Source organism: Kitasatospora sp. NPDC023176 (assembly GCF_055560495.1).
Window position 1 is genome coordinate 138,244 of record NZ_JBVHIP010000006.1, and the last position, 14,583, is coordinate 152,826.

At 73.0% G+C, this 14,583-nt stretch carries 12 protein-coding genes; 8 read left to right on the top strand and 4 right to left on the bottom strand.

The window, feature by feature from the left end:
- Positions 1 to 6: 6 nt before the first annotated feature.
- A complete protein-coding gene (locus tag ACZ3YL_RS11755; RefSeq protein WP_188305622.1) occupies positions 7 to 753 on the bottom strand; it encodes a cyclase family protein in 747 nt (248 codons plus the stop codon).
- Positions 754 to 844: 91 nt separating this feature from the next.
- Here ACZ3YL_RS11755 and ACZ3YL_RS11760 point away from each other — a divergent pair, with 91 nt between their 5' ends.
- The 6 genes from ACZ3YL_RS11760 to ACZ3YL_RS11785 all read left to right on the top strand — a co-directional run bounded on the left by ACZ3YL_RS11760 (position 845) and on the right by ACZ3YL_RS11785 (position 6,899).
- Positions 845 to 1,519 carry a UbiX family flavin prenyltransferase gene (locus tag ACZ3YL_RS11760; protein WP_465656852.1) on the top strand — a complete coding sequence of 225 codons (675 nt, stop codon included), beginning with the start codon at positions 845 to 847 and terminating at the stop codon, positions 1,517 to 1,519.
- A gap of 119 nt (positions 1,520 to 1,638) precedes the next feature.
- A complete protein-coding gene (locus ACZ3YL_RS11765) occupies positions 1,639 to 2,097 on the top strand; it encodes an Lrp/AsnC family transcriptional regulator (protein ID WP_030055719.1) in 459 nt (152 codons plus the stop codon).
- 4 nt (positions 2,098 to 2,101) lie between these two features.
- The gene (locus tag ACZ3YL_RS11770; protein ID WP_188305624.1) at positions 2,102 to 3,109 is read left to right on the top strand and encodes a threonine ammonia-lyase; all 1,008 of its coding nucleotides are present in this window, start codon (positions 2,102 to 2,104) and stop codon (positions 3,107 to 3,109) included.
- A gap of 150 nt (positions 3,110 to 3,259) precedes the next feature.
- Positions 3,260 to 4,423: an aminofutalosine synthase MqnE gene (gene mqnE, locus ACZ3YL_RS11775; RefSeq protein WP_188305625.1), complete on the top strand. Its 1,164-nt coding sequence runs from the start codon at positions 3,260 to 3,262 to the stop codon at positions 4,421 to 4,423.
- Positions 4,424 to 4,538: 115 nt separating this feature from the next.
- Complete coding sequence (locus tag ACZ3YL_RS11780) at positions 4,539 to 5,831, top strand: L,D-transpeptidase family protein (protein ID WP_465656854.1); 1,293 nt, start codon at positions 4,539 to 4,541, stop codon at positions 5,829 to 5,831.
- 123 nt (positions 5,832 to 5,954) lie between these two features.
- A complete protein-coding gene (locus tag ACZ3YL_RS11785) occupies positions 5,955 to 6,899 on the top strand; it encodes a beta-ketoacyl-ACP synthase III (RefSeq protein ID WP_465656856.1) in 945 nt (314 codons plus the stop codon).
- Positions 6,900 to 7,138: 239 nt separating this feature from the next.
- On the opposite strand, the gene ACZ3YL_RS11790 is transcribed toward ACZ3YL_RS11785, so the two are convergent.
- Positions 7,139 to 7,786: a TetR family transcriptional regulator gene (locus ACZ3YL_RS11790; protein ID WP_188307623.1), complete on the bottom strand. Its 648-nt coding sequence runs from the start codon at positions 7,784 to 7,786 to the stop codon at positions 7,139 to 7,141.
- A 425-nt stretch (positions 7,787 to 8,211) separates the two neighbouring features.
- On the opposite strand from ACZ3YL_RS11790, the gene ACZ3YL_RS11795 reads away from it, so the two are divergent.
- Positions 8,212 to 10,632: an outer membrane protein assembly factor BamB family protein gene (locus tag ACZ3YL_RS11795; protein WP_465656858.1), complete on the top strand. Its 2,421-nt coding sequence runs from the start codon at positions 8,212 to 8,214 to the stop codon at positions 10,630 to 10,632.
- Positions 10,633 to 10,664: 32 nt separating this feature from the next.
- Here ACZ3YL_RS11795 and galE read toward each other — a convergent pair whose 3' ends face one another.
- Positions 10,665 to 11,651: a UDP-glucose 4-epimerase GalE gene (gene galE / locus ACZ3YL_RS11800; protein WP_188306897.1), complete on the bottom strand. Its 987-nt coding sequence runs from the start codon at positions 11,649 to 11,651 to the stop codon at positions 10,665 to 10,667.
- 280 nt (positions 11,652 to 11,931) lie between these two features.
- Here galE and ACZ3YL_RS11805 point away from each other — a divergent pair, with 280 nt between their 5' ends.
- The gene (locus ACZ3YL_RS11805; protein WP_465657007.1) at positions 11,932 to 13,029 is read left to right on the top strand and encodes a S1C family serine protease; all 1,098 of its coding nucleotides are present in this window, start codon (positions 11,932 to 11,934) and stop codon (positions 13,027 to 13,029) included.
- Between the two features lie 136 nt (positions 13,030 to 13,165).
- Here the strand turns inward: ACZ3YL_RS11805 and ACZ3YL_RS11810 are convergent, their stop codons facing one another.
- Entirely contained in the window at positions 13,166 to 14,335 is a 1,170-nt protein-coding gene (locus ACZ3YL_RS11810; RefSeq protein ID WP_465657009.1) for a sensor histidine kinase, read from the bottom strand.
- Between the last annotated feature and the right edge of the window lie 248 nt (positions 14,336 to 14,583).

A 14,583-nucleotide genomic window follows, 5' to 3' on the forward strand; every position in this document is an offset into this window, starting at 1 on the left:
GGCCGGTCAGCCCAGCCGGGCCACCGCCCGCACCGGAGCGCCGTCCGCCGCCACCAGCCGCAGCGGGAACAGCGAGACCTCCACCGGCCGGCCGGCCTCCTGCGCCGCCAGCAGCGCCCGCAGGTCGGTCAGGTTCTCGGCGATCACCCCGCCGCCGCTCGCCCCCAGCAGCACCCGGTGGGCGGCCAGCGTGGGCTCCTCGACGGGGTCGGGCCCGTCGTGCTCGTCGGTGAGGTCGGCGAGCAGCGCGGCCACCGCCGGGTCGTCCGGCCCCGGGTCGGGGGTGGGGTCCACGCTCAGCGCGTCCACACCGACCGTCCGAACCCCGGCGGCCACGATCGCCTCGGCGGCGGCCGTGGTCAGGCTGGGGTGGGCCAGGTAGGTGTCGGTGCCCCAGTGCCGGGCCCAGCCGGTGGCCAGCAGCAGGACGGTGCCCTCGCCGCAGCGCTCCAGCGCGGGCGCCAGCAGTTCGGGGGTGACGGCCGTCCGGGGCTCCAGCCCACGCAGGTCGGCGACCACGGCCGGGCCGGCGAACCGCTCCAGCGGCAGTCCGTCCAGGGTCGGCCAGGTGACGTCCACGTGGTACGGCGCGTCCACATGCGTCCCGGACTGCGAGCCGAGGTGCAGGGCCAGCACGTTCACCCCGGCGGTGGCGGTGGTGAGCGCGGGCTCCAGCAGGACGGCCGGATCGCCGGGGTAGACCGGCATCGCGGTGGTCACCTGATGGGTGAGGTCGACGAGGGTCGCTGCCATGCGCCCATCCTCCCAGGGGGAGCGCGTTCCCGGACCCGGTTGTGCCGTGCCCGGGGCGAACCCGCAGGTGGAGCCGGGACAGAATTGACCCATGGGAACTGCGAAGCGTCAACCGTGGGTGGTCGGGGTCTCGGGAGCGTCGGGGACGCCGTACGCGGCCTCGGTGATCCGGGCGCTGCTCGCCGCCGGTGAGGCGGTGGACCTGATCGTCAGCCGGGCCGCCCGGCTCACCATCCTGGACGAGACCGGCATCTCCTTCCGGGACGCCCACTGGAGCACCGACCTCGCGCGGTGGCTGGGGACGGCGGAGGGCCTGGACGACGTCCGCTACTGGTCCGCCGGGGACTTCGCGGCCGGCCCGTCCAGCGGCTCGTACCCCGCCAAGGGCATGCTGGTGGTGCCCGCGACCACCGGCGCGGTGGCCGGGATCGCGCTCGGCCTGAGCAAGGACCTGCTGCAGCGGGTGGCCAGCGTCACCCTCAAGGAGCGCCGTCCGCTCGTCGTCTGCGTGCGCGAGACACCACTCAACGGGGTGACGTTGAAGCACTTGCTGGAGCTCGACACACAGGGCGCCGTCGTGCTGCCCGCTTCGCCCGGCTTCTACGCGGGCGGCTCCACCGTGCGCGAGCTCGTGGACTTCGTGGCCGGCCGGGTGCTGGACGCGGTCGACGTGCCGCACTCCCTGTACCTGCGCTGGGAGGGCGAGTTGGGCGCGGCGGCCCGCAAGCCGGGCGGCGGGGACGCCGCTCGGGCTGAGGGGGAGTAAGGCGGCCGAGGGCGGGAGAGTATCTTCTCTGCGATATCCGGGTCGGTCAGCGCATGGCGCCTTGGAATCCGGATAATGATCTGTGGGTCTGGCGAGGTTCGGAAGGACGCGGACGGTATATGGACACGGTGGACAGACAGCTCATCCAGGCGCTCCGGGAGAACGGCCGTGCGTCCTACGCCGAGCTGGGCCGGCTGGTCGGACTCTCCGGCCCGAGCGTCACGGACCGCATCAACCGCCTGGAGCAGGCCGGTGTGATCACCGGCTACCGGGCGACGGTCAACCCGGCCTCGCTCGGCTTCGGCGTCACGGCCCTGATCGGCCTTCAGCTCACGGACGCGGCCGACCACGAGGACGTCGCGTTCCGGCTGAAGGACCTCAACGAGGTCGAGGACTGCTGGTTCATCGCGGGTGACGACTCCTACATGCTCAAGGTCCGGGTGGCCGACGTGGCCGGCCTGGAGTCGGTGGTGAAGCGGATCTCGGGCACCAAGGGTGTGGCCCGCACCCGCACCACCGTCGTACTCTCCACGAAGTGGGAGAACCGGGTGAGCGAACTACCCCCCGTAGGAGAGTGACGACATGGCACTGGTCGGTCTGGAGGAGCTGCGCGCGGCCCGGCAGCGGATCGCGGGAGTGGCCGTGCGCACCCCGCTGGTCCCCGCCCCCTGGGCGGCCGAGGGCGAGCGGCGACTCTGGCTGAAGCCGGAGAACCTCCAGCCGACCGGGGCCTTCAAGACCCGCGGCGCCTACAACCGGCTGGCCGCGCTCACCGCGGACGAGCGGGCCCGCGGCGTGGTCGCCCAGTCCAGCGGCAACCACGCGCAGGCGGTCGCCTACGCGGCGCAGCTGCTGGGCATCAAGGCCGTGATCGTGATGCCGGACACCTCGCCGACGGTGAAGGTGGAGGCCACCCGCTCGTACGGCGCCGAGGTGATCCTCGTCCCGCCGGGGGAGCGGGACACCCTGCCGGGCGAGCTGGCCGAGCGGCACGGCTTCGTCTGGGTGCCGCCGTACGACGACCCGTTCATCATCGCGGGCCAGGGCACGGTCGGCCTGGAGATCGCCGAGGACGCCCCGGCCGAACTGGACACCGTCCTGGTGCCGGTCAGCGGCGGCGGCCTGATCGGCGGGACGGCGGCCGCGCTCAAGCTCACCCGCCCGGACATCCGGGTGGTCGGCGTGGAGCCGGAGCTGGCCGCCGACGCGCAGGCGAGCCTGCGCTCCGGGCGCCGGGTGGAGTGGCCGGTCGCCGACACCTACCGCACCATCGCGGACGGGCTGCGCACCCCCGCGGTCGGCGTGCTGCCGTACGAGCACATCACCACCTACGTGGACGACATCGTCACCGTCACGGAGGACGAGATCCGCGCCACCGTCGCCCTGCTGGCCCGCCGCGGCCGGCTGGTCGCCGAGCCCTCCGGCGCGGTCGCCCCGGCCGCCTACTTCCACCGCGCCGCCGAGACCGGTGGCCGGGCGGTGGCCGCCGTGGTCAGCGGCGGCAACATCGACCCGGGTCTGCTCGCCGAGCTGCTGTCCGCCCGCCCCGAGCCGAAGGCCGCGCCGGTGCCGAAAGCGACGAGCGACTAGCGACGGAGGAGCGCCGGAGCGTGGGGGCACCTCCCGGCCGCCAGGCCGGAGGAGAACGTCGGCACCGGGCAGAGCGGTCCGGAGGCGAGCAGGCGAGTGACGTAACCTCATTCCGGCAAGGAATCGAATGTCGGAGGAGGCGGTCACCGCATGGACGCAGGGCTCAAGCGCGAGCTGGAGGCGAAGGTCTACGCGGGTGAGCGGCTGACCCGCGAGGACGGGATCGCGCTCTACGAGAGCGACGACCTGGCCTGGCTGGGCGGGCTGGCCCACCACGTGCGGACGCGCAAGAACGGTGACGTCGTCCACTTCAACGTCAACCGCCACCTCAACATGACGAACGTGTGCAGCGCGTCCTGCGCGTACTGCTCGTTCCAGCGCAAGCCGGGCGAGAAGGACGCCTACACGATGCGCATCGAGGAGGCCGTCCGGCTCGCCAAGGCGATGGAGAGCGAGTCGCTCACCGAGCTGCACATCGTCAACGGCCTGCACCCGACTCTGCCGTGGCGCTACTACCCGCGCTCGCTGCGGGAGCTGAAGGCCGCGCTGCCGAACGTCTCGCTGAAGGCCTTCACCGCCACCGAGATCCACTGGTTCGAGAAGATCAGCGGCCTGTCCGCCGACGAGATCCTGGACGAGCTGATCGACGCCGGCCTGGAGTCGCTGACCGGCGGCGGCGCGGAGATCTTCGACTGGGAGGTCCGCCAGCACATCGTCGACCACGACACCCACTGGGAGGACTGGTCGCGGATCCACCGCCTCGCCCACGCCAAGGGCCTCAAGACGCCCTGCACCATGCTCTACGGCCACATCGAGGAGCCCCGCCACCGGGTCGACCACGTGCTGCGGCTGCGCGAGCTGCAGGACGAGACGGGCGGCTTCCAGGTCTTCATCCCGCTGCGCTACCAGCACGACTTCCACGACTCCAAGGACGGCGTCGTGCGCAACAAGCTGATGGCCCGTACCGAGATGGCCACCGGCGCCGAGGCGCTGAAGACCTTCGCGGTCTCCCGGCTGCTCTTCGACAACGTCCCGCACGTCAAGGTCTTCTGGGTGATGCACGGCGTCACCACCGCCCAGCTGGCGCTCAGCCACGGCGCGGACGACATGGACGGCTCGGTGGTCGAGTACAAGATCACCCATGACGCGGACAACTTCGGCACCCCGAACAAGCTGGGCCGCGAGGACCTGCTCGGCCTGATCCGGGACGCCGGCTTCCGCCCGATGGAGCGCAACACCCGCTACGAGGTCATCCGCGAGTACGACGGCCCGGACCTGACGCGCCGCGAGACCCCGCAGGCAATGCGCCTCTGACCTGCGCACTTCCCGCCGCCCGGACCGCACCCGCGGTCCGGGCGGCGGCGTCTTCACGGCTCCCGCACGTGCCCCGGGTTTACCAACGGGTAGGACGTTTGGCAGGATCGACAGCATGTCCGGTTCCCATCGCGCCACCGAGTACCCGCCGTACGAGCCGATGCAGGAGCCGGTGTACGGGGTGCCGCAGCAGTCGCACGAGGCGCCGTACAGCGTGTACGAGCCCTACCCGCAGCCCGTCCCGCAGCCCGTCCCGCAGTCCGTCCCGCAGGGCGGCTACGGCGAGTACCGGCAGCCGGCTGACGGGTACTTCGAGGCGTACGACCAGCCGTTCCAGCCGTACGGGGTCGAGCCGGACCAGGGCTACCAGGAGCCGGCCCGTCAGGAGCAGGCCTACGCGCACCAGGCCTACGAGCAGCAGGCCTACGGGCAGGCGTACGCGCAGCAGGAGTACGAGCAGCCGGTCCACGAGCAGCTCGCCCCGGTCGTCCCCCTCGCCTCCGTGACCCCCGCCGCCGCCCCCGCCCCGGGCGGCCGGGCCGCCGCCCGGGGCCGGCGGCGCAAGGCGAAGCAGAAGCGCCACGGCAAGGCCGTGATGGCCGGCACCGCGCTGCTGGTCGCGGCCGCCGCCGGCTGGTACACCGTCGGCCAGGACGGCACCAAGTCCGTCGCGGCCGCCGCCGACGGCCCCGGGCCGGAGGGCGTCAGCAAGCCCGACCACCCCGCGTCGCCCGCCCCCGCCGCCGTCCAGGCCGCCGCCGACCGGCAGTCCGCGACCCCGGCGGCCGGCCGCGGCGAGACCCGCCCGGACGGCTCGCTGGCCGCGATACCCGGCCTCGGCGCCGCCTTCACCGCGAAGATCCCCGCCGCGACCAACCAGGTGGTGGTCGCCACCGGCCAGGGCAAGGACACCGACAAGAACAGCGTCACCCTGTGGACCCGCACCCCCGAGGGCCGCTGGCTGGCCGGTGAGACCTGGCAGGGCCACAACGGCAAGAACGGCTGGACCACCGACCACAACGAGGGCGACCTGCGCAGCCCGATCGGCGTCTTCGACCTCACCGACGCGGGCGGCCACAACGACAACCCCGGCAGCAAGCTCCCGTACGACAAGGACGCCGGCTTCGTGGTCTCCGGGACGGGCTTCTTCGGCGACCAGCTGGCCGGCTCCTTCGACTACGTGGTCGCGATCAACTACAACCGGGTCGCCGGCAGCTCCCCGCTCGACATGCGCCGCCCGATGGGCAGCAAGAAGGGCGGCGGTATCTGGCTGCACGTCGACCACGACGGCCCCACCCACGGCTGCGTGTCGATACCCGAGGACAAGATGGCCCAGCTGATCCGCACCCTGGACCCGGCGGCCCACCCGGTGATCGTGATGGGCGACGCCGGCTCGCTGGCAGCCTGACCTCGGCGTACGCCCCGGACCCAGGCGCCCCAAGGGCCTTGTGGAGCCCCTACAGATCACCGGGGCGGATCCTGTAGCCGGTCATGCCCGACTGACCAGCGGGTAACCCGGTTCCATGGCAGCATGAGCGGTTCGCGCATTGTGGCACTCGGGCACTACCAGCCCCCCAAGATCCTCTCCAACGACGATCTGGCGGTTCTCGTCGACACCGATGACGAGTGGATCCGCAGCCGGGTGGGCATCCGCACCCGGCACATCGCCGAGGGTGAGACCGTGATCGACCTCGCCACCGAGGCCGCGCAGAAGGCCCTGGCCCACAGCGGCCGGACGGCGGCGGAGATCGACCTGGTCGTGGTCGCCACCTGCACCGCGATCGAGCGCAGCCCCAACACCGCCGCCGCGGTGGCCGCCCGGCTGGGCGTCCGCTCGCCCGCCGCGTACGACATCAACACGGTCTGCTCCGGCTTCTCGTACGCGCTGGCCACCGCCGACCACGCGATCCGGGCCGGGGCGGCGCGGCGTGCCCTGGTGATCGGCGCCGAGCGGATGTCCGACACCCTCGACTGGACCGACCGCTCCACCTGTGTGATCTTCGGCGACGGCGCGGGCGCCGCGGTGGTCGAGGCCCAGGAGGAGGGCGCCGAGCCCGGCATCGGCCCGGTGGTCTGGGGCTCCGAGCCGGAACGGGGCGACGCCGTGGTGATCACCGGGTGGGACCCGGTGATCAGCCAGCAGGGCCAGTCGGTGTTCCGCTGGGCCACCACCCAGCTCGCCCCGCTGGCCCGCCAGGCCTGCGAGCGCGCCGGGATCGACCCGGCCGAGCTGAAGGGCTTCGTCCCGCACCAGGCCAACCTGCGGATCATCGACGCGATCGCCGCCAAGCTGGGCCTCACCGACGCGGTGGTGGCCCGGGACGTGGTCGACTCCGGCAACACCTCGGCCGCCTCGATCCCGCTCGCCTTCTCCAAGCTGGTCGAGCGCGGCGAGCTCTCCCCGGGCGACCCGGTCCTGCTCTTCGGCTTCGGCGGCGGCCTGGCCTACGCCGGGCAGGTCGTGCGCTGCCCGTGAACTGCCCGAGCTTCCGGTAGCCCGCCCCGAGCCGAAGGGGCGCCCCGGAGGCGAGCGGGCGGACAACAGCACATGCCGGTGGGCGGGCACCCTGTGTGAGGGGTGCCCGCCCACCGGCATGTCTGGCGCGCGTGCGGTACGTCGGCGGACCTCCCCCGAGGACACGGCCGCCGTCCGTCGTTCCCCGGACAGGAGGCCGGGGCTGCGCGCGGAGCGGATGGTGGATCGAACGGATGGTCCTACTTGGGCGCCTTCTTGCCGGTGACGCCCAGGTACACCAGGGGAGCGAGGTTGGGCTTGAGGTCCTTGACCTTGACGCCCCAGGAGGTGAAGGCCTTCTGGTGCTCGGCCGCCGAGGCGAGCAGCGAGACCAGGGCCCCGGCGACGGCGTTCGGGTCGAGCGACTTGTCGGCCTGACCCTTCGCCTGGAGTTCCTTGACGGCCTCCGCGAGTGGCTTGGCGACCGAGTTGAGGACGGTCATGCGGATCTTGAAGAACCGCTTGTCCCCTTCTGCGGCACCGAGCGTGACCACTCGGAGAATGGCGTCGTTCTTGCGCCAGAAGGCGAGGAATCCGTCGACCAGTTCTTCCGAAGTGGTCGGTCCGGACTTCCCTGCCCAGGACTTTCCGGCCACCAGCTCTTTGAGGGTGTCGGAGTCCTTGGCCATTTCCTCGGCGATTTCGAGGACTGCGCCCTCGACATCCGGGAAGTACTGGTAGAAGGTCGCGGGGGAGGTACCCGCCATACGGGCGACGTCGATGACCTTGACGTCCCGATAGGGCGACGTGCTGAGCATCTCGCGGAGGCAGTCGAGCAGCTTCTGCCGCGTCTCCTGTCCGCGTCGCCCGGCGACGCGACCGTCGACGGTGCGAACTTGTCCTGTCATGCCGTCAGCTTACCGTGGCACGATCTTGGCGCGATTCGGTGATGCGACTATTACTCCGCACGGGGGTTGCTATAGCGGTCCCGAACCACTTCGGACGGATATTCACCGGGCCCAGAAGGCGCTGTTGAAGCCCCCCCGTGTGCCTTTGACCCCATAGCGTGACGGCGAGTCCGCTGAGGGGTGATCGAGTGACAGAGCGTGACCGACCGTCCGGGGCTACGCCTCGACGGTCCGGGCGCCGTGGCGCAAGTCGCGGCCGGAGCGGGCGTCAGAATCCGGCCGTTCCGTCCTGGCTGACCAGGGGACCGTCAGCCCGGGGCGGCGGCCGTCTCCCGGTGGGGGAGGTTGGAGATGCGCCGGGCGGCATTGGAGAATCGGGTCCGGCACCACGCGGCGGGTGCGGACAACGGGGAGGTGGCTGCGGAGTGGACCAGCTGACGGCGCACGATCCGAGGCGGATCGGGCCCTTCGAGGTGCTGGGGCGGCTCGGCGCGGGTGGGATGGGGCTGGTCTACCTGGCGCGCTCCGCCTCCGGGCGCCGGGTGGCCATCAAGACCGTCCGGGGGGAGTTGGCCGAGGACGAGCTGTTCCGGGTCCGCTTCGCCCGCGAGATCGCGGCGGCCAAGACGGTCGGCGGCTTCTACACCGCGGCCGTGGTGGACGCCGATGCCGACGCCCGGGTGCCCTGGCTGGCCACCGCGTACATCCCGGCGCCCTCACTGGAGGACCTTGTCGAGGAGTGCGGCCCGCTGCCGGTGGACGCCACCCGCTGGCTGGTGGCCGGCATCGCCGAGGCGCTGCAGTCCATCCACGCGGCCGGGCTGGTCCACCGCGACCTCAAGCCCTCCAACGTCCTGGTGGTCGAGGACGGCCCCAAGGTGATCGACTTCGGCATCGCGGCCGGGGTCTCCAGCACCCGGCTGACCATGACCAACGTCGCGGTCGGCACCCCCGCCTACATGTCCCCGGAGCAGGCCCGGGACAGCCGTACCGTCCGGGGGGCCAGCGACGTCTTCTCGCTCGGCTCGCTGATGGTCTTCTGCGCCACCGGGCACCCGCCGTTCCGCGGCATCAACCCGGTGGAGACGGTGTTCCAGCTGCTGCGCGAGGAGCCGGACCTGACCGGCATGGCGCCCGAGCTGATGGACCTGGTCCGGGCCTGCATGCAGCAGGCGCCGGAGCGCCGGCCCACCCCCGCGCAGATCCAGGCGGAGCTGGCCCCGCACCTGTTCTCCCGGGACGACGCCGGCGGCGAGGTCGGCGACTGGCTGCCCGCGAACGCGCTGGAGCTGATCGAGGGCAAGCGCGGCCGCCGCCCGAGCGCGGCGCCCCGCCCGCACTCCGGCCCGGTCGAGCCGCGGCAGCCGGCGCACCCCCAGGGCCCGCCGCCGCCGCAGCCGCCGGTGCCGCCCCGGCGCCCCGGCGCGGACGACCCGCGCACCTACCCGGGGGCCGGGCACGCGCCGCCGGCCGGGCCGGTGCACGTCGGCTCGCGCCCCGGGGGCCCGGACGACGGGATCCCGACCACGAAGATCCCGTCCAAGAACAAGCACCGCGCGCCCACCGGCGGGATGGCCGTCGAGGTGCAGCTGTCCGGTGCCTCGGTGCGGATAGGCCCGGGGCCGCGGGCCGAGCACGAGCAGCCCGGTCCGGGCACCGCCCCGGCCACCACCGACTGGGTCCGCCGCGCGGCCCCGACCCCGCCGCCGGCCCCGGTCCCGGCCCCGATGCACTCCCCGGCTCCGGCCTCGGCCGCCCGCTGGCGCCCCTGGCGGTTCCGGATGTCCAACGACGTCTGGGGCACCCCGGTGGTCGCCGACGGCACGCTCTTCGTCTCCAGCTTCGAGGTGCACGCGCTGGACATCGCCTCCGGCGAGCGCCGCTACAAGACCCGGGACGTCGCCTGGGCGCTCGCCGTGGACGCCGGCCGGGTGCACGCCGCCGACGGCCCCCACCTGTACACCGTGGACGTCGCGGACGGCACCGAGCGCTGGCGCACCTCGCTGGACGGCTGGGTCTACTCGCTCTCCGCCGCCGACGGCGTGCTCTGCTGCGGTGTGCGCGGCGGCGGCGTCCAGCTGCGCGCGGCCGCCACCGGTGCCGAGCTGTGGCGCGCCGACGACGCCCAGCAGGACTACGAGAACCCCCAGTCCGGCCCGGTCCTGGTGGCCGGCGCGGCCTACTACTACGGCGCCGGACGGCTGCGCTGCGTGGATCCGCGCGGCGCCGGGCTGCGCTGGTCCTTCCAGGTCGGCGAGGACGTCCCCGCGCACCCGGTCGAGCGCGGCGGCGTGCTGTACGTGACGGCCGGCACCCGGGTGTACGCGCTGGACGCGGCCAGCGGGGCGGAACGCTGGCGCTTCGACGCCCCGGTGGTGCTGTTCACCCCGCCGGCGCTGGACGGCGACGCGGTCTACGTGGCCGACTACCTGGGCACGGTCTACGCGCTGGACGCGGCCACCGGCCTGGACCGCTGGCGCGGGGTCACCGGCAGCCGGCAGGGCGCCGAGCCGGTGGTGGTCGGGGACGGCATGGTGCTGGTGGGCAGTGGAGAGGTGCTGTACGCCTTCGAGGCGGCGACCGGCCGGGAGCGCTGGCGCTACACGGCGCGCGGCGAGATCGTCGGCTCCCCGGCGGTGGCCGACGGCCTGGTGCACCTGGGCAGCCGGGACCACTCGCTGCACACCCTGGACCTGGCGACCGGTCAGCTGCGCTGGGAGCTGGGCACCAAGGGCGAGCTCACCGGCTCCCCGGTGGCGGTCGGCGGGCGGGTCTTCGTGGGCTCCAAGGACCGCTGCGTGTACGCGCTGGACGCCTTCTACGGCACGGCGGTGCCCGCCCGCTGAGAGCGGGGCGGACACCGCCGGAAGGGGTTGGCTCAGGCCTTGCGGGCCCCGGGGTGGCGGCTGCACCAGCCGTCCCACGCGGAGGAGACCATGTCCGCCACGTCGTGGGAGGCGCTCCAGCCCAGCTCGCGGTGGATCAGGTCGGCGGCGGCCACCACCCGGGCCGGGTCGCCGGGGCGGCGGGGGGTCACGTCGGCGGTCATGTCGTAGCCGGTGACCTTGCCGATGACCTCGATCATCTCCTTGACGCTGACGCCCTCGCCGCGGCCGATGTTCAGCACCAGCGAGGTCTCCCCGGCCGGGTCGGCGGCCAGCCGCTTGGCGGCGGCCACGTGGGCCGAGGCGATGTCGGAGACGTGGATGAAGTCGCGGACGCAGCTGCCGTCCGGGGTCGCGTAGTCGTCGCCGAAGATCCGCGGGGCCTCGCCGGCGGTCAGCCGCTCGAAGACCATCGGGATCAGGTTGAACACCCCGGTGTCGGAGAGCTCGGGGGAGGCGGCGCCGGCCACGTTGAAGTAGCGCAGGGCGACGGTGGACATCCCGTGGGCCTTGCCGGCCGCGGCGACCAGCCACTCGCCGGCCAGCTTGGTCTCGCCGTACGGGCTCATCGGCGCGCAGGGGGTGGACTCGGTGACCAGGTCGACGTCCGGCATGCCGTAGACGGCGGCGGAGGAGGAGAACAGGAAGCGCTTGACGCCGCCCTCGGCCGCGGCCTCCAGGACCGTCTGCAGGCCGATCATGTTCTCCCGGTAGTACAGGAACGGCTGCTCGACCGACTCGCCGACCTGCTTCTTGGCGGCGAAGTGCAGGATGCCCTCGATGCCGTGCTCGCGGATCGCGGCGTCCAGGACGGCGCGGTCCAGGGTGGAGCCCTCGATCAGCGGGACGCCGGCCGGCACCCGGGAGGCGTCGCCGGTGCTCAGGTCGTCCAGGATGGCGACGCGCTCACCGGCGTCGAGCAGCTGGCGGACGACGTGCCCACCGATGTATCCGGCACCGCCGGTGATCAACCAAGTCATGCGGCAATCCTAGGGTCCGTCTTCGAACTCCCGTCGTCCCCCCGGAGGCGGGGGTTCGAAGACGGGCCCTGGGCGTTCGATTTCGGGCACCGGCCGCGGGCGAGTCGAGTCAGCAAAACGGACAAATCGGTGAAATGCTGACAAAGATTCCCGTGTTCTCATGCCCGCGCCTTCGGCGTGGGGACGAATCGGAGGCAGCCAGGTGAGCCGAACGAAGGAACACAACCGCCCGCTGCCGGCCGGCCCCCGGCCGACCGGCCCCAGGGCGGCGCACCGGCGGCTGGTCGCGCCGGACGCGGTCGCGGCGGTGACGGCGCTCGCGCTGGCGCTGGCCGGGTGCAGCAGTTCGTCCTCCTCGTCCTCCGCCCAGGCCTCCTCGCCGTCGGTCGGCTCCTCCGGCACCAAGCAGGCCTCCTCCGCCCCCGGCGCCCAGCCGGGCGGGGAGAACCAGCTCCAGGACGCCTACCAGAAGGTGATCGCCGACGTGCTGCCCTCGGTGGTCCAGATCACCACCGGCGACAGCCTCGGCTCCGGGATCGTCTACGACGACAAGGGCGACATCGTCACCAACGCCCACGTGGTCGGCACCGCGACCACCTTCACCGTCACGCTGGCCAACTCCACCAAGTCGCTGGACGCCACCCTGGTCGCCAGCTACCCGGACTCCGACCTCGCGGTGATCAAGCTCAGCAACTCGCCGGGCGGCCTCAAGCCGGCCAGCTTCGGCGACTCCGGCAAGGTCCAGCTCGGCCAGATCACCCTCGCCATGGGCAGCCCGCTCGGACTCTCCGGCAGCGTCACCCAGGGCATCGTCTCGGCCACCGGGCGGACCGTCTCCGAGCCCCGCGGCGGCAGCTCGCCGGGCGCCACCATCGGCAACATGGTGCAGACCTCGGCCGCGATCAACCCGGGCAACAGCGGCGGCGCGCTGGTCAACCTGGACAGCCAGGTGATCGGCATCAACACCCTCGCCGCGACCGAGCCGCAGACCAACGGCGCGGCCGCCCCCGGCATCGGCTTCGCCATCCCGGCGTCCACCATCACCAGCATCACCGACCAGCTGATCAAACAGGGCAAGGTCACCAACTCCGGCCGGGCCGCGCTCGGCATCACCGCCCGGACCAGCTTCAACCAGCAGTTCCAGCCGGCCGGCGCGGTCATCGTGACGGTCAGCCAGGGCGGTCCGGCCGCCTCGGCGGGGCTCCAGGCCGGTGACGTCATCACCAAGATCGGCGACAGCGCGGTCGACTCGCTGAACGCGCTCACCACCGCGCTGGCCTCGCTCACCCCGGGCACCAAGGTCACCGTCACCTACACCAGGGACGGCAACGGCAAGACCGCCGACGTCACCCTCGGCACACTGGAGAGCACCTCCTAGCCCTCCCGAGCCCCGGCGCGCCGACCGGCCCGCACACCGCGCAAGGGTGCCGCGGGCCAGCCGCCGCGCCGGACCGGCGCCGGGTCCTCGTCCACTGCCTCGACGAGGGCCCGGCGCCCTTTCACGCCTCCGGGGCTCAGCGGCGGGCGGTGCGGGTGCGCCAGGGCAGCTCGATGGTGACGGTGGTCGGGCCGCCGTCCGGGCTCTCCACCAGGAACACCCCGTCCACCGCCCGGATCCGCTCGGCCAGCCCGGCCAGGCCGCTGCCCGGGTAGGCGGCGGCCCCGCCCTTGCCGTCGTCCTGGACCAGCACCATCAGCTGGTTGTCCGAGCGCCAGACGTCGACCGAGGCGGTGCCGGCGCCCGCGTGCTTGGAGACGTTGGTCAGCAGCTCGCTGACGGTGAAGTAGGCGATGCCCTCGACCGCCGAGTCCGGGCGCTCGGGCTCGCCGTCCGGCCCGGCCAGGTCGACGTTCACCCTGACCCCGCCCGGGACGGTGCAGCGGGCCGCGACCGCGGACAGCGCCGCGTCCAGGCCGCGGTCGGTGAGCACCGCCGGGTGGATGCCGCGGGCCAGGTCGCGCAGTTCCTGCAGGGCCAGCTTCACCTCGCCGTGCGCGTTGTCGACCATCCGGGTGGCGACCGCGATGTCGTCCTGGCTCTCCACCTCGCGCAGCCGCTCCTTGGCCATGCCGAGGTCCATCGCCAGCGCCACCAGGCGGGCCTGGGCGCCGTCGTGCAGGTCGCGCTCGATCCGGCGCAGGTCGGCGGCGGCGGTGTCGACCACGGTGCCGCGGTCGTCCTCCAGCTCGCGCACCCGTTCGGCCAGCGCGCCGGGGAAGAGCAGCGACTCGATCAGGATCCGGTCGGCCGCGGCCATCGCCCGCACGATCACGGGAAGCACCGGCCACAGTGCGATCACCGAGGTCAGGGCCAGGGTGAAGCTCAGGATGCCCCAGGGCAGCATCAGCACGTTGTAGAGCGCCGACCGCCAGTTCAGCAGGTCGGTGAGGTGGGCGATGGTGTAGCCGACCATGCCCGGGCGGCGCGGCTGCACCGGCTGGGGCTCGTCGATCCGGGAGCCGTACGCCGAGCGGGCCCGGCGGCGGCCCAGGGCGCCCAGGGCGCGGGAGCCGGCCAGCCCGGCGGCCAGCACCGGCAGGCCGATCACCGTGATGGACAGGCCGAGGCCGACCGAGAGCGCGGTGACCGACAGCACGAAGCCGGCGATGCCCAGCGGGAGGTTCAGCATCAGCTGTCCGACCTGACGCCACATCCGCGCGCCGTACAGCGGCGGGCGCTCCATCCGAGCGTCCTGCTCCTTGATGGCGTCGACGGCGCGGCGGTGCAGCTTCATCGGATCATCCGTCCCTCGTTCGAGCTGGCGGACCCCAGCATCCCGAACCGGGGCGGGGATGTGCCATGGGGGTGATACATCTTCCCGAGCGGGGGTTAACCCCACCCCCGGCGGGGCCTCCCGGGGTTCGTCCGGGTGTCCACCGGACGTCTTGCGGAGCGGGCGGGTTTCGGGAGGAGTCGAGGCGTCCCCTTAGA

Excerpts from the sequence above, each read along its gene's own strand:
- ACZ3YL_RS11755 (WP_188305622.1), bottom strand. The coding sequence starts at position 753 with ATGGCAGCGACCCTCGTCGACCTCACCCATCAGGTGACCACCGCGATG.
- ACZ3YL_RS11760 (WP_465656852.1), top strand. The coding sequence starts at position 845 with ATGGGAACTGCGAAGCGTCAACCGTGGGTGGTCGGGGTCTCGGGAGCG.
- ACZ3YL_RS11765 (WP_030055719.1), top strand. The coding sequence starts at position 1,639 with ATGGACACGGTGGACAGACAGCTCATCCAGGCGCTCCGGGAGAACGGC.
- ACZ3YL_RS11770 (WP_188305624.1), top strand. The coding sequence starts at position 2,102 with ATGGCACTGGTCGGTCTGGAGGAGCTGCGCGCGGCCCGGCAGCGGATC.
- mqnE (WP_188305625.1), top strand. The coding sequence starts at position 3,260 with ATGGACGCAGGGCTCAAGCGCGAGCTGGAGGCGAAGGTCTACGCGGGT.
- ACZ3YL_RS11780 (WP_465656854.1), top strand. The coding sequence starts at position 4,539 with ATGTCCGGTTCCCATCGCGCCACCGAGTACCCGCCGTACGAGCCGATG.
- ACZ3YL_RS11785 (WP_465656856.1), top strand. The coding sequence starts at position 5,955 with ATGAGCGGTTCGCGCATTGTGGCACTCGGGCACTACCAGCCCCCCAAG.
- ACZ3YL_RS11790 (WP_188307623.1), bottom strand. The coding sequence starts at position 7,786 with ATGACAGGACAAGTTCGCACCGTCGACGGTCGCGTCGCCGGGCGACGC.
- galE (WP_188306897.1), bottom strand. The coding sequence starts at position 11,651 with ATGACTTGGTTGATCACCGGCGGTGCCGGATACATCGGTGGGCACGTC.
- ACZ3YL_RS11810 (WP_465657009.1), bottom strand. The coding sequence starts at position 14,335 with ATGGAGCGCCCGCCGCTGTACGGCGCGCGGATGTGGCGTCAGGTCGGA.